Annotated in this window: 20 protein-coding genes; 11 read left to right on the top strand and 9 right to left on the bottom strand. The window is 69.6% G+C overall.

The window, feature by feature from the left end:
* Positions 1 to 5 precede the first annotated feature (5 nt).
* From kdsA to AVS7_RS02570, 5 genes are all read left to right on the top strand, one after another.
* Complete coding sequence (gene kdsA, locus AVS7_RS02590) at positions 6 to 863, top strand: 3-deoxy-8-phosphooctulonate synthase (RefSeq protein WP_024000838.1); 858 nt, start codon at positions 6 to 8, stop codon at positions 861 to 863.
* Between the two features lie 3 nt (positions 864 to 866).
* On the top strand, positions 867 to 1,157 hold the full coding sequence (locus AVS7_RS02585; RefSeq protein WP_020226954.1) for a DUF1330 domain-containing protein: 291 nt from the start codon (positions 867 to 869) through the stop codon (positions 1,155 to 1,157).
* 85 nt (positions 1,158 to 1,242) lie between these two features.
* Entirely contained in the window at positions 1,243 to 2,529 is a 1,287-nt protein-coding gene (gene eno, locus AVS7_RS02580) for a phosphopyruvate hydratase (protein WP_020226953.1), read from the top strand.
* Between the two features lie 137 nt (positions 2,530 to 2,666).
* Positions 2,667 to 2,951: a septum formation initiator family protein gene (locus AVS7_RS02575; RefSeq protein WP_020226952.1), complete on the top strand. Its 285-nt coding sequence runs from the start codon at positions 2,667 to 2,669 to the stop codon at positions 2,949 to 2,951.
* Between the two features lie 13 nt (positions 2,952 to 2,964).
* Positions 2,965 to 3,354 carry a hypothetical protein gene (locus AVS7_RS02570; RefSeq protein ID WP_024000837.1) on the top strand — a complete coding sequence of 130 codons (390 nt, stop codon included), beginning with the start codon at positions 2,965 to 2,967 and terminating at the stop codon, positions 3,352 to 3,354.
* 3 nt (positions 3,355 to 3,357) lie between these two features.
* Here the strand turns inward: AVS7_RS02570 and AVS7_RS02565 are convergent, their stop codons facing one another.
* Together AVS7_RS02565 and AVS7_RS02560 are read right to left on the bottom strand one after the other, a co-directional pair.
* A complete protein-coding gene (locus AVS7_RS02565; RefSeq protein ID WP_020226950.1) occupies positions 3,358 to 4,344 on the bottom strand; it encodes an Hsp33 family molecular chaperone HslO in 987 nt (328 codons plus the stop codon).
* Between the two features lie 8 nt (positions 4,345 to 4,352).
* Entirely contained in the window at positions 4,353 to 4,877 is a 525-nt protein-coding gene (locus AVS7_RS02560; protein ID WP_020226949.1) for a gamma carbonic anhydrase family protein, read from the bottom strand.
* A 40-nt stretch (positions 4,878 to 4,917) separates the two neighbouring features.
* On the opposite strand from AVS7_RS02560, the gene AVS7_RS02555 reads away from it, so the two are divergent.
* The 3 genes from AVS7_RS02555 (at position 4,918) to AVS7_RS02545 (ending at position 8,388) form a co-directional block, all read left to right on the top strand.
* Entirely contained in the window at positions 4,918 to 5,718 is an 801-nt protein-coding gene (locus AVS7_RS02555) for a ferritin-like domain-containing protein (RefSeq protein ID WP_034689800.1), read from the top strand.
* A 74-nt stretch (positions 5,719 to 5,792) separates the two neighbouring features.
* Entirely contained in the window at positions 5,793 to 7,061 is a 1,269-nt protein-coding gene (locus AVS7_RS02550; protein WP_034689799.1) for an EAL and HDOD domain-containing protein, read from the top strand.
* Between the two features lie 34 nt (positions 7,062 to 7,095).
* On the top strand, positions 7,096 to 8,388 hold the full coding sequence (locus AVS7_RS02545; protein WP_020226946.1) for an EAL and HDOD domain-containing protein: 1,293 nt from the start codon (positions 7,096 to 7,098) through the stop codon (positions 8,386 to 8,388).
* Here the strand turns inward: AVS7_RS02545 and AVS7_RS02540 are convergent, their stop codons facing one another.
* The 3 genes from AVS7_RS02540 to AVS7_RS02530 form a co-directional block, all read right to left on the bottom strand.
* Positions 8,389 to 9,363, bottom strand: a complete 975-nt coding sequence (locus AVS7_RS02540; protein WP_020226945.1) for a tripartite tricarboxylate transporter substrate binding protein — start codon at positions 9,361 to 9,363, stop codon at positions 8,389 to 8,391.
* 29 nt (positions 9,364 to 9,392) lie between these two features.
* Complete coding sequence (locus AVS7_RS02535; RefSeq protein ID WP_020226944.1) at positions 9,393 to 10,361, bottom strand: tripartite tricarboxylate transporter substrate binding protein; 969 nt, start codon at positions 10,359 to 10,361, stop codon at positions 9,393 to 9,395.
* 65 nt (positions 10,362 to 10,426) lie between these two features.
* Positions 10,427 to 10,717 carry a helix-turn-helix domain-containing protein gene (locus tag AVS7_RS02530; protein WP_020226943.1) on the bottom strand — a complete coding sequence of 97 codons (291 nt, stop codon included), beginning with the start codon at positions 10,715 to 10,717 and terminating at the stop codon, positions 10,427 to 10,429.
* 116 nt (positions 10,718 to 10,833) lie between these two features.
* Here AVS7_RS02530 and AVS7_RS02525 point away from each other — a divergent pair, with 116 nt between their 5' ends.
* Positions 10,834 to 13,353, top strand: a complete 2,520-nt coding sequence (locus AVS7_RS02525; protein ID WP_020226942.1) for an EAL domain-containing protein — start codon at positions 10,834 to 10,836, stop codon at positions 13,351 to 13,353.
* A gap of 5 nt (positions 13,354 to 13,358) precedes the next feature.
* A complete protein-coding gene (locus AVS7_RS02520; protein ID WP_020226941.1) occupies positions 13,359 to 14,975 on the top strand; it encodes a PAS domain-containing methyl-accepting chemotaxis protein in 1,617 nt (538 codons plus the stop codon).
* Positions 14,976 to 15,046: 71 nt separating this feature from the next.
* Here the strand turns inward: AVS7_RS02520 and xerD are convergent, their stop codons facing one another.
* Both xerD and AVS7_RS02510 read right to left on the bottom strand, forming a co-directional pair.
* A complete protein-coding gene (gene xerD, locus AVS7_RS02515; protein ID WP_020226940.1) occupies positions 15,047 to 15,946 on the bottom strand; it encodes a site-specific tyrosine recombinase XerD in 900 nt (299 codons plus the stop codon).
* A gap of 58 nt (positions 15,947 to 16,004) precedes the next feature.
* Positions 16,005 to 16,967, bottom strand: a complete 963-nt coding sequence (locus tag AVS7_RS02510) for a tripartite tricarboxylate transporter substrate binding protein BugE (protein ID WP_020226939.1) — start codon at positions 16,965 to 16,967, stop codon at positions 16,005 to 16,007.
* A gap of 132 nt (positions 16,968 to 17,099) precedes the next feature.
* Here AVS7_RS02510 and AVS7_RS02505 point away from each other — a divergent pair, with 132 nt between their 5' ends.
* Positions 17,100 to 18,017, top strand: coding sequence for an AEC family transporter (locus AVS7_RS02505; protein ID WP_020226938.1), 918 nt, complete (start codon positions 17,100 to 17,102; stop codon positions 18,015 to 18,017).
* Here the strand turns inward: AVS7_RS02505 and AVS7_RS02500 are convergent.
* A complete protein-coding gene (locus AVS7_RS02500; RefSeq protein ID WP_020226937.1) occupies positions 17,983 to 20,364 on the bottom strand; it encodes a diguanylate cyclase in 2,382 nt (793 codons plus the stop codon). The two genes, AVS7_RS02505 and AVS7_RS02500, sit on opposite strands and share 35 nt — an antisense overlap.
* Positions 20,361 to 20,663 carry a hypothetical protein gene (locus AVS7_RS25005; protein WP_020226936.1) on the bottom strand — a complete coding sequence of 101 codons (303 nt, stop codon included), beginning with the start codon at positions 20,661 to 20,663 and terminating at the stop codon, positions 20,361 to 20,363. Before AVS7_RS25005 ends, AVS7_RS02500 begins: the two co-directional genes overlap by 4 nt.
* Positions 20,664 to 20,669 lie beyond the last annotated feature (6 nt).

Here is a 20,669-nt window from a genome sequence, read left to right as displayed (position 1 = left end):
CCACCATGCAACTCTGCGGCTTCGACGTCGGCCTGGAACACCGTTTCTTCCTCATCGCGGGCACCTGCTCCATCGAAAGCCTGCAGATGTCGCTGGACGTGGCCGGTCAGCTCAAGGAAGCGTGCGGCGCCCTGGGCGTCCCGCTGATCTACAAGGGCTCGTTCGACAAGGCCAACCGCTCGTCGGGCGCCAGCCAGCGCGGCTTGGGGCTGGATGCGGGGCTCAAGATCCTCGACGAAGTGCGCCGCCAGCTGCAGCTGCCCATCCTGACCGACGTACATGACGCGTCGCAGGTGGCCGAGGTCGCTAGCGTGGTGGACGTGCTGCAGACGCCCGCGTTCTTGTGCCGCCAGACCGATTTCATCCGCGCCGTGGCCCAGTCCGGCAAGCCGGTGAACATCAAGAAGGGCCAGTTCCTCGCGCCCTGGGACATGAAGAACGTGATCGACAAGGCCCGCGCCGCTGCGCGCGAGGCGGGCCTGTCGGAGGACCGCTTCCTTGCCTGCGAGCGCGGCGTGAGCTTCGGCTACAACAACCTGGTAGCCGACATGACCAGCCTGGCCGAGATGCGCAACTCCGGCGCGCCCGTGGTGTTCGACGTGACCCACTCGGTGCAAAAGCCCGGAGGCCTGGGCGCCGTGAGCGGCGGGGCGCGCGACATGGTGCCCGTGCTGGCCCGCGCGGGCGTGGCCGTGGGCGTGGCGGGCCTGTTCATGGAAACCCACCCGTGCCCGGCAGAGGCCTGGTCCGACGGGCCGAACGCCGTGCCGCTCAAGCACATGCGCGCGCTGCTCGAAACCCTGGTCGCGCTGGATGACGTGACCAAGCAGAACGGTTTTCTCGAAAACAACTTTGGAGCCTGAGACATGCCCAGTGGATACGTCATCGCCAACGTACGCGTCACCAACCCCGCGCAGTACGAGGAATACAAGAAGTGGAGCACGGCCGCCTTCGAGGCGCACAAGGCCGAGATCTGCGTGCGCGGCGGCCAGGTCGAGGTGATGGAAGGCGACTGGACGCCCGAGCGCGTGGTGATCGCCAAGTTCCCGAGCTTCGAGGCCGCCAAGGCGTTCTACCACTCGCCCGAATACGGCAAGGCCCGCGCCGCGCGCGAGGGCGCGGCCATCATGCGGCTGGTGTGCGTGGAAGGTCTGTGACGCTACTTGTTTGATAGCTTCCAGCGCTTGCCTGTCAAGCGCTGGAGCCCGATTCGATTAAAAACTTCCCTACAAAGAGGAAACCATGAGTGCCATCGTTGACATCGTAGGCCGCGAAGTGCTGGACAGCCGCGGCAATCCCACCGTCGAATGCGACGTGCTGCTGGAAAGCGGCGTGATGGGCCGCGCCGCCGTGCCCAGCGGCGCGTCCACCGGCAGCCGCGAAGCCATCGAGCTGCGCGACGGCGACAAGAGCCGTTACCTGGGCAAGGGCGTTCTCAAGGCCGTGGAGCACATCAACACCGAGATCAGCGAGGCCGTGCTGGGCCTCGATGCCTCCGAGCAGGCCTTCCTCGACAAGACCCTGATCGACCTGGACGGCACCGACAACAAGAGCCGCCTGGGCGCCAACGCCATGCTCGCCGTCTCGATGGCCGTGGCCCGCGCCGCCGCTGAGGAATCCGGACTGCCCCTGTACCGCTACCTGGGCGGCATGGGCGGCATGCAGCTGCCCGTGCCGATGATGAACGTCATCAACGGCGGCGCGCACGCCAACAACAGCCTGGACCTGCAGGAATTCATGATCATCCCCGTGGGCGCGCCGAGCTTCCGCGAGGCCGTGCGCTGGGGCGCCGAAGTGTTCCACGCGCTCAAGAAGATCATCCACGACAAGGGCATGAGTACCGCCGTGGGCGACGAGGGCGGGTTCGCCCCGAGCGTGGACAGCCACGAGGCCGCGATCCAGCTCATCCTGCAGGCCATCGAGGCCGCCGGCTACACGGCGGGCGAGCAGATCGCCCTGGGCCTGGACTGCGCCGCCAGCGAGTTCTTCAAGGACGGCCAGTACGTGCTCGAAGGCGAAGGCGGCCTGCGCCTCAGCGCCCAGCAGTGGACGGACATGCTCGCCACGTGGTGCGACAAGTACCCCATCATCTCCATCGAGGACGGCATGGCCGAGGGCGACTGGGACGGCTGGAAGATCCTCACCGAGCGCCTGGGCAAGAACGTGCAGCTCGTGGGCGACGACCTGTTCGTGACCAACACCAAGATCCTCAAGGAAGGCATCGACAAGGGCATCGGCAACTCGATCCTCATCAAGATCAACCAGATCGGCACGCTCACCGAGACCTTCGCCGCCATCGAGATGGCCAAGCGCGCGGGCTACACCGCCGTGATCTCGCACCGCTCGGGCGAGACGGAAGACTCCACCATCGCCGACATCGCCGTGGGCACCAACGCGGGGCAGATCAAGACCGGCTCGCTCAGCCGCTCCGACCGCATCGCCAAGTACAACCAGCTCCTGCGCATCGAGGAAGACCTGGGCGACATCGCCCACTACCCCGGCCGCGACGCGTTCTACAACCTGAAGTAATGGCCCCCACGGTCGCCCACTGCGTGTGGCTCCCTGCCCCCCGAGGGGGCCGCGTTTCCCTGCCGGGGCTGACCGCCAAGCGGTTCAGAGCGCCTTGGGGCGGCCCGGCGGCGAAACCCCGCTCGCAGGGTTAACCCATGGGCTCACGCATCGTCCCGCTGTTCCTGCTGCTGCTGCTCGTGGGCATCCATGCGCAGCTGTGGACGGGGCGCGGCAGCGTGGGCCACGTGGAGGACATGCGCCGCCAGATCGCCGCGCAGCAGGCGGCCAACGCCCAGGCGCGCCAGGCCAACGAGCACCTGGCCGCCGAGGTGCAGGACCTCAAGGACGGGCTGGAGATGGTCGAGGAAAAGGCGCGCAGCGAACTCGGCATGGTCAAGCCGGGCGAGATCTACGTGCATGTCACTCCGGCCCGCCGCTGATCTGCGCATAGCGGTGACAGGCGCCGATGGCGGGGCCTGTGCGGCGCTGGCGCGGGGTTTGCACGAGGCACGGCCGCTCGCCCGCACCGAAGTCGTCACCGGGCCGCCCGGCCCCGGCTTTCAATTAACGTTGCTCTGCGCACTGCCCAGCCCCGCTGCCCGCGAGATGCAGCTGCGTGCCGCGCTCCTGCAGGCGGGCGTGGCGCACCAGGTGCTGCACGGCCCGCCGGATTCGCAACTGCGCAGCGCGCTGGAAGCTATTGATTTAATAGCTGCTTGCGCTTTACCAGAAAGCGCTGAGGCCCGATTTCATTCAAAACAGCGCCTGCGTCCCTGGGGCTGCGAGAAATGCAGCGACCCCGAGTGCGAGCACCGTCTGTTCACGGCGCTGCGCGAGTACTGAGGTTTATTGCACCCGCGACGTCGCAGGCGGCTGCTTGCCCGGCTCGGTGAAGAGCTGCGCCGCATCCACCGGGTCGAAGTGGTACTGCTGGCCGCAGTATTCGCAGCCCACCTCCACGTTGCCGCGCTCGGCCAGGATGCTCTCGACCTCCTCGGCGCCCAGGTTGCGCAGCATGTTGCCCACGCGCTCGCGGCTGCAGGTACAGGAAAAGCGCGGGCCGTCCGCCCCCTGGCGCGGGGCGAAGCGCAGCAGCTTCTCCTCCCAGAACAGGCGGCGCAGGATGGTGTCCACGTCCAGCGTGAGCAGTTCCTCGCGCGTGAGGCTCGCGGCCAGCGTGGCGATGCGGTTGTAGTCCTCGCTGCGGCCGATGGCATCCTCGTTCTCGGCGGCGGTCATGGCGCCCAGGTTGCCCTCGCCCTTGATCGGCATGCGCTGGATCAGCAGGCCGGCCGCCACCTGGTCGTTGGCGGCCAGTACCAGCGTGGTGTCGAGCTGTTCGGACTGCAGCATGTAGTGCTGCAGCACGTCGGAGAGGCGGTGCAGCTTCTCGCCCCGGTCGCCATGCAGCGGCACCACGCCCTGGTAGGGCTGCTGGCCGGGCCGGCGGTCCTGCGGGTCCAGCGTGATGGCGCAGCGCCCGCCGCCGCCCACGTTCACCATGTCGGGGAGCCGCGCATCCACCGGCAGTTCGCCCGCCACGGTGGCGGTGGCGCGCAGGCCCAGGTCGGAGCGCACCTCCGCCACGGCCAGCTTGACCGGGCCGTCGCCGAACACCTGCAGCACCAGCGCGCCGTTGAACTTGATGTTGGACTGCATCAGCACGCCCGCGGCGGCCATCTCGCCCAGCAGCTCAGCCACGGGCGGGGCATAGGGCCCCGTTTCGGTGTTACCGGCGCGGCGGGCCAGCAGCTCCGTCCAGGCATCGGTCAGGCGCACGACCATGCCGCGCACGGGCAAGCCGTCGAATAGAAACTTGTGGAGTTCGGACACTTCGTCTTTCAGCCGATCTTGCGCAGTCCGCCACGGAAGCGGCGCGCGTTCTCGATGTAATGCTGCGCGCTCTGGCGCAGGCCTTCGATCTGTTCGGGCGTGAGCTGGCGCACCGCCTTGGCGGGGCTGCCCAGGATCATGGAGCCGTCGGGGAATTCCTTGCCCTCGGTGACCAGCGAGCCGGCGCCTACCAGGCAGTTCTTGCCGATCCTGGCGCCGTTGAGCACGATGGCGCCGATGCCGATCAGCGACTCGTCGCCGATGGTGCAGCCGTGCAGCATGACCTGGTGGCCCACGGTGACGCGCTCGCCGATCACCAGCGGCTTGCCCACGTCGGCATGCAGCACGCTGGCATCCTGCACGTTGGAGCCCGCGCCGATGGCGATGCTCTCGCAGTCGCCGCGCACCACGGTGCCAAACCAGACGCTGGCGTCCTCGCCCACCGACACGTTGCCCATGACCTGCGCGCTGTCGGCCACCCAGGCCGATGCGGCCACCTGCGGTGCCGTGCCATCCAGTTCGTAGAGCGCCATCGCCGTTGTCTCCATGTGGGGGAAACCTAGAATTGTAGGGATGGAGCTTCGCCAACGTGCCCTGCAGGTCTTGTGCCTGACGGACCCTGAACAAAAATCGACTGCAGCGCTTGACCTGCAAGCGCAGGCAGCTACGCTTTCAATAGCATTCGACGCAGCACTCACCCCCAACCAGCCCCTGCCCGGCCACCCTGTGCGGCCCGAGCTGCGGCACCACACGGCCGTGGCGCGCCGCTCGCCGGCCACGGCCGAGGGGCGCGCGGTGCTGGTCCACGCCATCGCCCACATCGAGTTCAACGCCATCAACCTCGCGCTGGACGCCGTCTGGCGCTTTCCCGGCATGCCCCGCCAGTTCTACCTGGACTGGCTGCGCGTGGCCGGTGAAGAGGCCCGGCACTTCCGCCTGTTGCAGGGCCACCTGCGCACGCACCTGGGCCACGACTACGGCGACTTTCCCGCGCACCAGGGCCTGTGGAGCATGTGCGAGAAGACGGCCCACGACATCGTGGCGCGCATGGCCCTGGTGCCGCGCACGCTGGAGGCGCGCGGCCTGGACGCCACGCCGCTGATCCAGCACAAGCTGCGCAACGTGGGCACGCCCGACGCGCTGGCGGCCGTGGACATCCTTCATGTCATCCTGCGTGAGGAGGTGGGCCACGTGGCCATCGGCAACCACTGGTACGGCTGGCTGTGCGAGCGCGAGGGTCTGGACCCGGTGGCGCACTACGCCGTGCTGGTGCAGCGCCACGAGGCGCCACGCCCCAAGCCGCCGCTCAACGAGGCGGCGCGGCGCGCGGCGGGCTTCACCGAGGCGGAGATGCTCTGGCTGCAGCACGGCTAGGCCGCGTTCTTTTCCTACAATGCCTCCGGTATCCGCGCGGCGCGTGGCGCCCGCTCACCGTTTCCTGCCTGTCCATGTCCACATCGCCTAACGCCCCTCCTCCCCCTTCCAGCCCGGCAGCCGGCGGCACCAGCGGCGCGATGATCGCGCGCCAGGCCATCATGAACGGCCAGCAGGCGGTGGTGGGCTACGAGCTCTTCAACCGCTCCCGCTCCCACGGCGCGCACACGGCGGCCAGCGACGTGATCCTGGTCTTCACCGCCCTGTCCCACGCGGGCACGGAAGAGCTGGTGGGCAAGATGCTGATCTTCGTGAACTGCACCCACGAGAGTCTGGCTGGCGGGCACCTGGAGCTGGTGAACCCCGACAAGGTGGTGCTGGAGATCCCCGCGCTCGGCCATACCGCCAACCACGAAGTGGCCGCACGCCTGCCCATCCTGGCAGGCCTGCGCGCGCGGGGCTTCCACCTGGCGTTCACCCACACGGTGCTGGAATCGGCCTACGCGCCCTGGCTGCCGCTGGCGGACTACATCAAGCTCGACCTGTCGGTGCTGGCGCCGGACCAGGTGGCCGTGCTCATCAACTACGCCGGCCGCCACTCCCAAGCCGAGCTGATCGCCGAGAAGATCGAGACCGCGCAGCAATACGACATGGTGTCCTCCCTGGGCGTGCAGCTCTTCCAGGGCTACTGGTTCTCGCGCCCGGCGCTGATCGAGGCCAAGCTGCTCACTCCCACGCAGGCCAGCATCGTGCAGCTGCTGAACCTGGTGCGCAGCCAGGCCTCCACCGCCGAGATCGAGGAAGTGCTCAAGAAGGATGCGGGCCTGGCCTTCAACCTCATGCGGCTCATCAACTCCGCGGGCCTGGGGCTGGCGCACGAGGTCACGTCCTTCCGCCAGGCGGTGCTGCTGCTCGGCCTTAAAAAGCTCTTCCGCTGGGCCGCCCTGCTGCTGACGGCCATGCGCAGCGGCGGCACGCCGCCCGCCGTGGGCCAGACCGCCGTGGTGCGCGGGCGGCTCATGGAGCTGCTGGCCCAGGAATTCCTGCCGCCCGAGGAGGCGGACAAGGCCTTCGTCATCGGCATCTTCTCCATGCTCGACCAGATGCTGGGCATGCCACTGGCCTCCGCCGTGGGCCTGCTGCACATGCCCGACGGGGTGGACGACGCGCTGCTGCACCGCCAGGGCGTGTTCGGCGAGCTGCTCACCCTCGTGGAGGCCTGCGAAACCAGCAACGACAGCGCCTTCGACCACGCGGCGCAGTCGCTCAAGCTCTCCAACCAGCAGATCAACTGGGCGCACCTGCAGGCGCTGGCCTGGGCCGACCAGCTGGCACATTCCTAAAATCATCCAGAGTCCCTTGCCCCAGAGGCCCACCATGTCGAGCACCCCCGATTCCGCAGAGACAACCCTCGCGCCGCCCTCCCCGCAGGATGCAGGCACGGGCGCCGAGAACCTGGTCATCATCGCCCGCCAGGCCATCCTGGACGAGCACCGCGCCGTCTTCGGCTACGAGCTGTTCGACCGCTCCACCGCGGCCGATGCGCACACGGCCGCGAGCGACGCGGCGCTGCTGTTCAACGCCCTCTCCTACGCCGGCACCGAGGCCCTGGTGGGCCGCAAGACGGTGTTCATCAACTGCACGCACGACAGCCTGGCCGGCGCCCACCTCGAGCTGATCCACCCCGAGAAAGTGGTGCTGGAAGTACCCGTCCTCGCGGCCGACGCCACGCCCGAGCAGATCGAGGCGCAGATCCCCGTGCTCCACGCCCTGCGCACGCGGGGCTTTCGCGTGGCCTTCAACCAGAGCGTGCTGCGCCGCGCCTATGCGAGCTGGCTGCCGCTGGCCTCGTTCATCAAGCTCAACATGCAGGCCTTCAAGCCCGAGCTGGCCGAACCGCTGGTGAAATTCGCGCGCGCCCACACCCAGGCCACGCTGGTGGCGGAAAAGGTGGAGACGGCCGAGCAGCACGAGCGCATGGCCGCCCTGGGGGTGAAGCTGTTCCAGGGCTACTGGTTCGCGCAGCCGTCCGTGGTGAAGGCGCAGACCATCCGCCCCTCGCAGGCCACCATCATCCAGCTCATCAACCTGGTGCGCAAACAAGCCAGCACGGCCGAGATCGAGGACCTGCTCAAGAAGGACCCGACGCTGTCCTTCAACCTGCTGCGCTTCATCAACTCCTCGGGCTTCGGCCTGTCGTGCGAGATCACCTCGTTCCGCCACGCGGTGATGATCCTGGGGCTCAAGAAGCTGTTCCGCTGGGCCGCGCTGCTCATGACCACCTCGCGCGCCAGCGGCTCGCCGCCTGCCGTAGGCCAGACCGCCGTGGTGCGCGGGCGCCTCATGGAGCTGCTGGCGGCCGAGCTGCTGCCGCCCGAGGAGTGCGACAACGCCTTCGTGGTCGGCGTGTTCTCGCTGCTGGACACCATGCTCGGCGTGCCGCTGGAGCGTGCGCTCGAAACCGTGGCCCTGCCCCAGTCCGTGCTGGACGCGCTGCTGCACAACCAGGGCGTGTTCGCCCCCTTCCTGGAGCTGACCAAGGCCTGCGAAAGCGGGGACGACGTCACCTTCGCCCGCACAGCGGAGGCGCTGCACCTGTCCAACCGGCAGGTCAACTGGGCCCACCTGCAGGCCCTGGCCTGGGCTGAGAACCTGCAGGGCGACGACTGATCAATCCAGGCGGATATTCGCCGCGCGGATGATGCGCGCGTTGCTCTCGGACTCCTGCGCGATCTGGCGTGCGAACTCGGCCGCCGTGCCGCCCGTGGGCACGTTGTCGGACGCCTCCAGCCGCGCCCGGATGTCGGGCAGCGCCAGCGCGTGGTTGATCTCGGCATTGAGCCGCTCGCGCACCGGCGCGGGCGTTTTGGCGGGCGCGAAGATACCGAACACCGACGTCAGGTTGGCCGCGGGCAAGCCCAGCTCGGCCAGCGTGGGCACGTCGGGCAGCGCCTGCAGGCGCTTGGGCGCGCCCACGGCAAGCGGATGCAGCTTGCCGGCCTTGATGTGCTGCATCACCGCCGGGCCGGCATTGGTGGAGAGCACTTCGAACTGGCCGGAGAGCGCGTCGTTGAGCTGCTGGCCGCCGCCCTTGTAGGGCACGTGCGTGATCTGCACGCCGCTGCCCTGCATGATGTGCTCCAGCATGATGTGGCCCAGCGAGGCCAAGCCCGACGTCGCCCAGCGCACGTCGCCCGGCTTGGCCTTGGCCGCCGCCAGCAGCTGGCGGAAGTCCCGTGCGGCGGTGGCCTGCGTGCCCAGCAGCAGCACCGGCGAATACATCACGCTGGCCACGGGCGCGATGTCGCGCGCCGGGTCGAACGGGGGCTTGCCCAGGTGCGGATTGAGCACCAGCGGACTGATGGCGGAAAAGCCCAGCGTGTAGCCGTCCGGGGCCGCCTTGGCCACCATGTCCATACCGATCGTGCCGCCCGCGCCCGCCTTGTTCTCCACCACCACGGGCGTGCCCAGCCGCGCGGAGAGCTTGTCGCCCAGCGCACGCGCCACCACGTCGCTCACACCGCCGGCCGGATAGGCGACGACGATGCGGATGGGATTGGACGGCCACGGCGCCGGCTGGGCAGCCACGGACAGCGGAGCGACGGCAAGGGAAGCCAGAAGCTGGCGGCGGGTAGGGGATGGCATGGAAACAGTCCTGTAAGGGTTGGAAAAAATCAATCGAGCTGCAGCTTGCGCTCGCGGATCAGGCGCGCCCATTTTTCGTTGTCCGCCTTCACGAACGCCGCGAACTCGGCGGCGCCCAGCGGATGCACCTCGGCGCCCGCACCCGCGAACTTAGCCTTGACCTCCGGCTGCGCGAGCACCTTGGCCAGCTCGGCCGAAAGGCGGTCGGTGATGGCCTGCGGCAGGCCCGCGGGCGCCACGAGCCCCTGGAAGCCCACGGACTCCATGGCGCCCAGGCCCAGTTCGCGCACCGTGGGCACGTCGGGCAGTTGCGGGTCGCGCTGCGGACCGGTCACGGCCAGGGCCTTGAGCTTGCCGCCCTTCACCTGGGGCAGCAGCACGCTGCCCGCGTCGATCAGCAGCTGCGTCTGGCCGCCGAGCAGGTCCTGGATCGCGGGCGCGCTGCCCTTGTAGGGCACATGGGTGACGTTGAGCCCCGTGGCCTGGTTCATCAGCTCGCCGTTGAGGTGCGTCGAGGTGCCGGTGCCGCCCGAGGCGAAGTTGACCTTGCCCGTATTGGCGCGCGCCCACTGCACCCAGTCCTTCAGGTCCTTGGCCGGATGATCGGGCCGCGTGACGGCGATGTAGCTGCCCTGGCTGATCTGTCCGATGTAGGTGAACTGCGTGAGCGGGTCGTAGGGCTTCTTGGCCTGCAGGTAGGGCGCGATGGCGAAGGGCCCGGTGTTGGCCAGCAGCAGCGTGTAGCCGTCGGGCGCGGCGCGCGTGAGCTCCGTCGCCGCGATCATGCCGCTGGCGCCGGGCTTGTAGTCCATCACGATCTGCTGGCCCAGCGCCTCCTGCAGCGGCACCTGCACCGTGCGCGCGGCGAAGTCGATGCCGCCGCCGGGCGGATAGCCCACGATGAGCCGGATGGGCTTGGCTGCGGGCCAGGCCTGCGCGAAGGCCAGTGTCGCCGTGCCGGCCAGCGCCAGGGCGGCAGCCCAGTGCTTGAGAGTCATGGAGTCTCCTTGGGGGTGTTATCGGGTGGAAGGGCGCAAGCGTAACCGAGCTGCGGCCGCCCTGCTTACCGCCGCACCCTGCCGCGAGAGACGGGCTGAGCGCCCTGCACGCGCACCCGTTCCATCGGCATTTCGGGCGGCGACAACAGCTCCGGCACGGACACCTCCAGCCCCCGTGCCAGCACGTGCAGGGCGGTCAGCGTGGGATTGGCCTGCCCCGACTCGATGCGGCTCAGATAGGTGCGGAACATGTCGCAGCGGTCGGCCAGTTCCTCCTGCGTGACCCCCTTGCGCGCGCGCAATTCCCTGATCCTCTGGCCGAGGAGCTTGCGCGGGCCTGAAGTCGGTTGGTCCACCCGCGCACTGTTGGTTACGTATACTCATTCATACACACACCAATTCGTACATTTGGGATAGGACAACGGCGCGACCGCTTGTCGTACCCGCAGCGCCCGTGGTCCGGGGAGGGAATTTGGAAAAGCCCCAAAGCTTTCAGCACCGCAAAGAGTTCCTGAACCTGACCGCGAAGGACGAGCGCATCCTGCAGGGCCTGCACGCGGCGCTGGGCGAAGGAGCGCCGGGCTTCGTCGAAGGCTTCTACCGCCACCTGCTCTCGTTCGAGGAGATGCGCGCGCTCATCCCGGACGACGACTCCCTCGCCCGCCTGCAGCGGCTGCAAACCCGCTACTTCCACACGCTCACCGCCGGCCGCTACGACGAGGCCTATGGGCTGGAACGCCAGCGCGTGGGCCTGACGCACGCGCGCGTCGGGCTGCCCCCGGGCTGGTACCTGGGCGCCTACAGCCAGTACCTCACGCAGCTGTTGCCCGTGGTGGCGCGCCTGGGCCTGCCCGCCGACGACTGGGTGGCCGCGCTCCAGGCGCTGGTCAAGGTGGTCTTCCTGGACATGGGACTGGCCATCGACACTTACATCGCGTTGCGCGACGAGATGATCTCGGAGCTGCGCGACTACGGCGCCGCCTTCGCGCGCCTGCCCTACGGCACGGTGGTCGCCACCGCCGACCTGGACGTGGTGTTCGCCAACGAGGCCTTCGCGCACCTGGCCGGCTGCGCGCCCGAGGCGCTGGTGGGCCATCCGCTGGGCGCCCTGATGGACGTGGGCGGCCTGCCCGCGCTGGCGCAGCAGGCGCTGCTGCACGGCCATGCGCGGGGCACGGTGCAGTTGCGCCCGCGCGCGCAGGCCCTGGCCCTGCCGGTGGCCGTCACCGCGCACACCCTGCAGCCGGGCAGCGGCGCCGCACCACGCCTGCTGCTGACCATCGAGGACCTGCGCGAGCGCGAGCAGCTCCTGCGCGACCTGCTCAACGCCCAGGAGGTGGCCAACATCGGCACCTGGCACACCCTGTTCGACGGACGCATCACCCTCACGCCGCAGGCCGCGCGCATCCTCGGCTGGCCCGAAAGCCAGCCGTTCGGCTACGGCGACCTGCTGGACTGCGTGCACCCCGACGACCGCGGCTACGCGGATGCCCAGTGGGCCGACGGGCTGGCGCGCGGCCACCACGCCTTCTCGCTGCGCGTGCGCCACGACGGCCAGGTGCGCTGGGTGGACCTGCGCGGCAGGACCGAGCACGGCGCAGCCGGCCAGCCCGTGCGCGGCTACGGCACCGTGCTCGACATCACGGAACGCCACCACACCGAGCAGTACATGCAGCGGCTGGCCTTCTTCGACACGCTCACCGGCCTGCCCAACCGCATGCACGGCATGAAGCAGGTGCAGCGCCTGCTGCACGAGGCGGGCGAGCAGAAGCAGCGCGCCGTAGTGCTGTTCGCGGATCTCGACAAGTTCAAGGAAATCAACGACACCCAGGGCCACGCCGCTGGCGACCGCGTGCTCGTGGCGGTGGCCCGGTATTGCCAGGACGCGCTGGACACAGGCGGCGTGCTGGCGCGCCTGGGCGGCGACGAATTCATGTTCGCCCATCCCCTGGCCGATGGCGAGGACGTGCTGGCCCTGGCACGACAGGTGCACGCTGCGCTGCAGCGTCCCGTGTGGGTGGACGGCCTGCGCTTCGAGGTGGGCGCCAGCATCGGCGTGGCCCTCTACCCCGCGCATGGCCAGGACGTGGACGAGCTGCTGCAGTGCGCGGACATGGCGATGTACCGGGCCAAGATGCAGGGCTGCGGCTGCCTGCTCTACGACGAGGCTCTGGGCCGGCAGGTGCAGCGGCGCATCGCGCTCGGCACGCGGCTGGAGGCCGCGCTGCAGCAGTCTCTGCTGGAGCTGCACTTCCAGCCGAAGGTGGACATCGCATCGGGCCGGATCGTGGGCGTGGAGGCCCTGGCGCGCTGGCACGACGCCGAATGGGGCTGGGTGAGCCCGGCGGAGTTCATCGCGGCCGCCGAGGAGCGGGGGCTCATCATGGCGCTGGGCGACTGGAGCCTGGACGCCGCCGCGCGGCAATGGCGGGCCTGGCGCGACGCGGGCGTGACGCAGCCGCCGCCCATCGCCGTCAACGTCTCGGCCACGCAGATGATGGGCGATGCCTTCGCCGAGCGCGCGCTGGCGCTGGTGCGCGCGCACGGCGTGCGCCCGCAGGCGATCGAGCTGGAGATCACCGAATCCGCGCTGATGCTGCACCCCGACCGCGCGCGCCGCGTGGCCTCGCGCCTCGTGGAGCTGGGCTTCACGCTCTCCCTCGACGATTTCGGCACGGGCTACTCCTCGCTCGCGCGGCTGCGCGACTTTCCCGTCTCGCGCATCAAGATCGACATGTCCTTCGTGCACGGCATGCTCGCCGAGCCCGGCCACCTCGCCATCGTGACGGCGGTGATCGGCATGGCCCGCGCCCTGGGGCTGCGGACCGTGGCCGAGGGCGTGGAAACGCAGGAGCAGCGCCACAGGCTGCACGCGCTGCAGTGCGACGAGGTGCAGGGCTGGCTGTTCGGCCGCGCCATGCCCGCGGCCGAGCTGGAGCGCCGCTGGCTGCGCCCCGCCCCCCTCCCCACCGACGACACACTCCAAGGATAGGCGCCATGCGGATCAACCTCCCCGTCACCGCCAGCGAATACGCGTTCCCCGCGCAGGAAACGCTGGTTTCCGTCACCGATACCAAGGGCCGCATCACCTACTGCAACCCGGCCTTCATCGCGGTGAGCGGCTTCGTGCAGGACGAGCTGCTGGGCCGGCCGCACAACCTGATCCGCCACCCCGACATGCCCGCCGAGGCCTTCCGCGACCTGTGGGACACCATCCAGGCCGGCCAGCCATGGACGGGCCTCGTGAAGAACCGGCGCAAGAACGGCGATTTCTACTGGGTGCAGGCCAACGTCACGCCCATGCGCGACGGCGACCGGATCACGGGTTTCCTGTCGGTGCGCACCCTGCCCGCGCGCGAGCAGGTGCAAGCCGCCGAAGCGCTCTACACGGCCATGCGCGTGCAGGCCGGCGCGGGGCGCACGGTGCACGCGCTGCAACGCGGCGCCGTGGTGCGGCGGGACCTGCGCGGTCGCCTGGCACGGCTGGCCGCCCCCTCCACGCCCGTGCGGCTGGCGCTGGCACAGGCGCTCGCCGTGGCGGCGCCGCTGGCGTGCGCGGCGCTGGGCGCGCCCTGGGCGGCGACGGGCGCGGCGGCCGTGGCGGCAGCGACGGCCGCGGTGGCGCTGACGCGCAGGCTCGCCATCGCGCCGCTGGACGCCCTGGTGCGGGATGCCAACCACCTGGCATCGGGCGATCTGTCGCACACCGTGCAGACGGGCGCCAGCGGCAGCGTAGGGCAGTTGCAGCGCGCGCTGTTCCAGCTGTGCGTGAACCTGCGCACCGTGGTGCGCGACGTGCGCGCGGAGCTGCAGCGGCTCGACACCTCGGTGCGCGAGATCGCCCGCGGCAACCACGACCTGTCGTCGCGCACCGAGGCCCAGGCCGGCAGCCTGGAGCAGACGGCCGCATCGATGGAGCAGATCAACGGCACGGTGCACAGCAGCGCCGCCTCCGCCGGCCAGGGCGCGCGCTTCGCGGCCGAGGCCACGGCCACCACCCAGCGCGGCAGCGATTCGGTGCAGGCCGTGGGCGCCACCATGGAGGGCATCGCGAGCGCGTCGCGGCACATCGAGGGCATCGTGCAGATCATCGAAGGCGTGGCCTTCCAGACCAACCTGCTGGCGCTCAACGCCGCCGTCGAGGCAGCGCGCGCGGGCGATGCCGGGCGGGGCTTCGCCGTGGTGGCGGCGGAGGTGCGCACGCTGGCTTCGCGCACCGCGCAGGCCGCGCGCGACATCAAGCAGCTCATCGGCGAATCGTCCGCCCGCGTGGCATCGGGCACCGCGGCCGCGGGCGAGGCGCGCGAGCGCATGGACGAGGCGCTGCAGACCGTGCGCCGCGTGGACACGGCGCTGGGCGAGATCAGCACCGCCGCAGCCGAGCAGCAGAGCGGCATCGCGCAGATCAACGCGGCCGTCGCGCACCTGGACTCCATCACGCAGCAGAACGCCGCGCTGGTGGAGCAGCTCGCCGCCGCCGGCGAGGCACTGCAGGGCCAGGTGCGCGGCGTGGCCGACACGATGCGGCTGCTGCGCCTGGCGCACGGCGAGGCGTCGCTCTCGCAGATCGACGCGGCGGCCCTGCGCCGCGGGCGCCAAGCGCTGCCAGGCTGAGGAATCGCTTCTCTTTTAATAGCTGCTTGCGCTTTCTGGTAAAGCGCTGGAGGCCGATTTTCCTATCAACATCACCCGCGCGGGTGGTGCTGCGCATGGAGCGCCTTGAGCCGCTCGCGCGCCACGTGGGTGTAGATGGTGGTGGTGGAGATGTCCGCGTGCCCCAGCAGCAGCTGCACCACGCGCAGGTCGGCGCCGTGGTTGAGCAGGTGCGTGGCGAACGCATGGCGCAGCGTATGGGGCGAGAGCGGCGCGGTGATGCCCGCCGCCTGCGCGCATTTCTTGACGATGACCCAGAACATCACGCGCGTCATACCGCTGCCGCGCTGGGTAACGAACAGGTCGTCGGTCTGCTGCCCACCCAGGATGGTGCCGCGCGCCTCGGCCAGATAGCGCTCCAGCCAGCGCCGCGCTTCGTCGCCGAAGGGCACGAGCCGCTCCTTGCCGCCCTTGCCCATGATGCGCAGCACGCCCTCGGACAGCCCCACGTGGAAGGTCTTGAGCGTGACCAGCTCCGAGACGCGCAGGCCGCTCGCGTACATCAGCTCCAGCATGGCGCGGTCGCGCAGGCCCAGGGGCATGGCATCGTCGGGCGCCTGCAGCAGCGCCTCGACCTGCGCCTGCGTGAGCGTCCCCGGCACGCGTAGCGGCTGGCGTGCGGCCTGCAGGCGCACCGTGGGGTCGTGCGCGATGCGCCGCTCGCGCAGCGCCCAGTGGAAGTAGCGCCGCAGCACCGTGAGGCGCCGGTTGGCGGAGGTGGCGCGCGTCTCGGCATGGCGCGCGGCGAAGTAGCCGCTCAGGTGGTGCTCCTGCGTCGCATCAAGCGCCAGCACAGGCTCCTGCGCGGCGAGCCACTGTGCGTACATCGAGAGGTCGCGCCGGTAGGCGGCCAGGGTGTTGCGCGAGAGACCGTCCTCCAGCCACAGGGCGTCGATGAACAGGTCGATGGCGTTCTGGCTTTCGGGCAGCATGGTTTGGACAAAGGAAAAAGCCGCCCGGGGGCGGCTTTGGTCTGGGGGAACGCGCAGCTTACTCCAGCGTGAGCTTCTGCTTTTGCACCACCTGCTTGTAGATCTCGAACTCGGCCTTGATCTGCTCGGCGAACTGCTCGGGCGTGTTGGCGACGATGATGGAATCGGTGTCCTCGATGCGCTTGCGCACTGCCGGGTCTTCCAGGGCCTTCTTGGTGCCGGCGCTGATCTTGTCCACCACTTCCTTGGGCAGGTTCTTGGGGCCCAGGATGCCGTAGTAGGCCATGCGGTTCACGGGCTCCAGGCCCACTTCCTTGAAGGTGGGCACGTTGGGCAGGGCCGCCACGCGCTGGGGCGCCGAAACCACGATGGGGATCAGCTTGCCGGCCTTGATGAAGGGCAGCGCCGAAGGCAGGTTGTCGAAGATCATGGGCACCTGGCCCGCCACGGTGTCGTTCAGGGCCGGGCCCGCACCACGGTAGGGGATGTGCGTGATGAAGGTGTTGGTAAGGCTCTTGTACAGCTCCATCAGCAGATGGCCGATGCCACCCGTGCCCGAGGAGGAATACGAATACTTGCCAGGGTTCTTCTGGATCTCCGCCAGGAAGGACTTGTAGTCCTTGGCCGGGAAGCTCGGGTGCACCGCGATGATGTTGGGCGTGGCCGCGATGTTGATGATGGGCGTGAAGTCGGTGACCGGGTTGTAGGGGATCTTGGTGTTGATCGCCGGGTTGGCCGCCGTGGTGGACACGGTGGCCACGCCCAGGTTGTAGCCGTCGGGCGCGGCGCGCGAGGTTTCCTGCGCGCCGATGACGCCGCCGCCACCGCCGCGGTTCTCCACCACCACGGGCTGGCCCAGGGCCTTGCCCAGTGGATCGGCGATCACGCGGCCGATGATGTCCGTGGTGCCGCCAGGTGCGAAGGGCACCAGCAGCTTGACGGGCTTGTTGGGATAGCCCTGGGCGAAGGATGTACCTGCGGCGACGGCCAGTGCCAGTCCCAGCCAATTGCGGCGTTGCATAGAAAAGCTCCTCATCAAATTGTGTTTGGTGAAAGAAAAGAGGGGGTAGGCGGCGATCCTAAACGCACAGCCCGCCCATGCCCGCCCTCTGGGCCCATTATCTGTTGGGGATTTCCCCACACTGCGCACGGTATGCTGCGCGCCGTGAATTACGCGCAGCTCCTCGTTCCCGACTTCTCCCTGATCCTGTGCGGCTACCTGCTGTGCCGCTTCACCCCCCTGAACCGTTCGGTCTGGCAGCCGGTGGAAAGCCTGGTGTACTACCTGCTCTTTCCGGTGCTGCTGTTCCAGTCCATTGTCAAGAGTCCCATCAACGTGGGCGAGGCCTCGGGCCTGATCGCCGCAGGCTTGGGCACCGGCCTGTGCGGCATCGCGCTGGCCTACAGCCTGCCCCACCTGCCCTGGCTGGGCCGCCACATCGACCGGCGCGACCATGCGGCCAGCGCGCAGGTGGCCTTCCGGTTCAATTCCTTCATCGTGCTGGCGCTGGCCGAGCGCCTGGCGGGCGCCCAGGGCCTGTTGATGGCGGCCGTGCTCATCGGCGTGTGCGTGCCGCTCTTCAACGTGGCGGCCGTGTGGCCCATGGCGCGCGGCGGCCGGCAGGGCTTCGTGCGCGAGCTGGTGCGCAACCCACTGATCGTGGCCACCGCCACGGGGCTGGCGTCGAACCTGCTGGGCTTTCGCATCCCGTTCTGGATGGAGCCGACGGTGAGCCGCATCAGCGCCGCGTCGCTCGCGCTGGGGCTGATGGCGGCGGGCGCGGGCCTGCAGTTCGGGCTGCTCACGCGCAGCAAGCTGCTGTCCACGGCGCTGCTGGCCATCCGCCACGTGGTGCAGCCGCTGATCGCCTGGGGCCTGGCCCGGCTGCTCGGCCTGGATGCCGCGCAGACGGCGGTGCTGATGGCGTTCTGCGCCGTGTCCACCGCCTCCACCTGCTACGTGCTGGCGGCGCGCATGGGACACAACGGGGCCTACGTGGCGGGGCTGGTCACGCTGTCCACCGTGCTGGGCGCGGTCAGCCTGCCGCTGGCGCTGGGGATGGTGCGGTAGCCAGGTTCTCGATCCACGGCGTGGAGCGGTTGCGCCCGTTGCGCTTGGAAAAATACATCGCCGCGTCGGCACGCTCCAGGCAGGCCAGCGCCCGCGCATCGTCCGGCGCCAGGGCATAGACACCGAGGCTGATGGTGATGCGGATGTCGCCCACGCCATCCACGGCAATCGGGTGCGCTGCCACCGCCTCGCGCAGGCGCTCGGCACGCAGGTAGCCGGCTTCCGCGCCGGCCGAGGACAGCAGCGCCGCGAACTCCTCGCCGCCCAGGCGGCCCACCATGTCGTCCTTGCGCAGCTCCTGCTCCAGCACCCGGGCCAGTGCCTGGAGCACCACGTCGCCCACGGCGTGGCCGTAGGTGTCGTTCACGCGCTTGAAATGGTCGATGTCGAGCATGATGAGCGTGGCCGCGTCCACCAGGCCGGCGCGCAGGTGGTCCAGCTCCATGTCCAGCCGCTCCATGAAGGCCCGGCGGTTGGGGATGCCGGTGAGCGCGTCGGTGAGCGCCAGCGTCTCCAGCCGCGTTTCGCGCTGGCGGCGCGCGTCGGTGTCGATCAGGGTCCAGATCACGCCGCCGTCGCCGTCCTCGGGGTCGAGCTGCGTGCCCTGCATGTCGAACCAGCGCGGGTCGCCCGAAGGCAGGCGCAGCGCCCATTCCACGCGCACGGATCCTTCCGCCTGGAGCCGGTCGTAGAGCGCGGCGAACCGGGCGAAGCCTTCGTCGCTGTCGTGCAGCAGGCGAAACGACAGCCCCGGCGGCTGCCTGCCGGCCTGCAGGCCGAAGACCTGGGCCGCGCGTTCGTTGGCGTAGAGGATGTCGCGGCCGGGCGTGGCCACCATCACCAGCGCGCCGCCGCGGTCGATCAGCGCCTTGAGCATGCGGCCCTGCTCCACGCGCTGCTGGATGTCGGTGTGCGTGCCCAGCATGTGCAGCGGGCGGCCGCGCGCGTCGCGCTCGGACACCTCGCCGCGCGACTCGACGTGGAGCCAGCCGTTCTCCGCGGTGCGCAGGCGCATTTCCACGCGGAACTCCTCGCCCAGCTCCAGGTGGCGGCGCAGCCTTTCGCGCACCCGTTCGCCGTCCGCGGGGTGGATCCTGGCCAGGAAGTCCTCGTACAGCAGCGCAAAGGCGCCGTCCTCGAAACCCAGCATCTGGTAGCAGCGCGCATCCCATTCGACGCGGCCGCTCTCGCAGTCCCATTGCCACAGGCCGTCGCGCACGGCCTGCACGGTGGCACGCAGGCGCTCCTCGCTGCGGCGGATGGCTTCCTGCAGCGCCTGGTCCTGCGTCACATCGTGTACGTAGCCGTACCAGAGCAGCGTGCCGTCGTCCTCGCGCTGGGGCCGCGCATGGCCGTGCAGCCAACGCAGGCCGCCTCCGGGGTGGCGCACGCGGTATTTGTGGTCCCAGAGGCCCTGCGTGGCCATGCTGGCACGCACGGACGCGGCCAGCGCCGGCAGGTCGGCGGGGTGCACGCGGCTCGCCAGGACGGCCTCGCCCGCCGGGCCGGCAGCGGGGGGCAGGCCATGCACCTCGAAGAAGCCCGGCGTGGTGAACAGCAGGCGGAAATCCCCCGCCTCGTCCATGCGGCTCTGGAACAGGCCGCCGGGCACCTCCTGCGCCAGGCGGGCGAAGCGGCGCTCGCCCTGCAGGCGCAGCCGCTCGCTGCGCTCGCGCTGCACGGCCAGCCAGACGGTCAGCAGGGCGCCGAGCAGGATCAGCGCGCTCGTCACGCCGTTGCGTACCAGGCTGCGGGCCACGGTAGCCTGGTACGGCCCAAAGACGGCATGGCGATCCAGTCCGACAGAGACGATGAGCGGCTGGTCCGGCACGCGACTCCAGGCATAGAGCCGCCGCACGCCGTCCGGAGGGGCCTCCACGTCGTAGGTGCCCTGCATGCGCTGCGGCTCGAACAGGTGCAGCCGCTCGGGCGGCACCGCGTGGCCGAGCACGGCATCCTGCTGCTGGGAGCGGGCGAGGTAGGTGCCGTCGGTGCGCAGCAGGGAGATGATGTCGCCCGGCCCGTCGAGGATGGCCCGGAAATAGCGGGCGATGTAGTCGGGCGACAGCGAGAGCACCACCACGCCGTCGAATTCGCCGCCGCGCAGCAGGGGCCGGCTCAGCTGGATCGTCCACTGCCGCGACAGACGCCCCTGTACGGGCGTCCCCACGAACATGCCCGCGGCGCGGCGCTCGGCATGCGCCTGGAAATGCTCGCGGTCGCGGATCGACACCTTCTCCAGCGGCCCGCCGGGCGGGGCCAGGTTGGAATAGACGATGTCGCCGCCCGCATCGGCGACGGCCACCTGCACGAGCACGCCTGAGGGGTAGGCGTCGAACACCGTCATGACCATTTGAAAGCCGCCCCGTCTCCGGCGGCATAGCCGGTCGCCAGGCTTTGCAGGGTGTAGTCCAGCCCCGACAGCAGGGTCTGCACCTGCACGGACACCGCATGGGATATCTGGCCCACCCGCAGCCAGGTCTGCGCCTCGGTTTCGCGCTGCTGCGTGCGGTAGCCGTTGAACAGCACCGACCAATAGGCACCCATGGCCAGCACCAGGCAGGCGATGCCCGCCACCAGATTCCATGCGAACGGTGTCAGCCCCCGCTGGGAAGCGGGTGGGAAGAAGGCGGTCTTGGTGGGCATGTCCAT

It is taken from the genome of Acidovorax sp. MR-S7 (assembly GCF_000400995.2).
In the GTDB taxonomy this organism is placed as follows: Bacteria; Pseudomonadota; Gammaproteobacteria; order Burkholderiales; family Burkholderiaceae_C; genus MR-S7.
The sequence above is the reverse complement of the archived record's forward strand: the minus strand, read 5'-3'. Positions and strand labels throughout refer to the sequence as shown.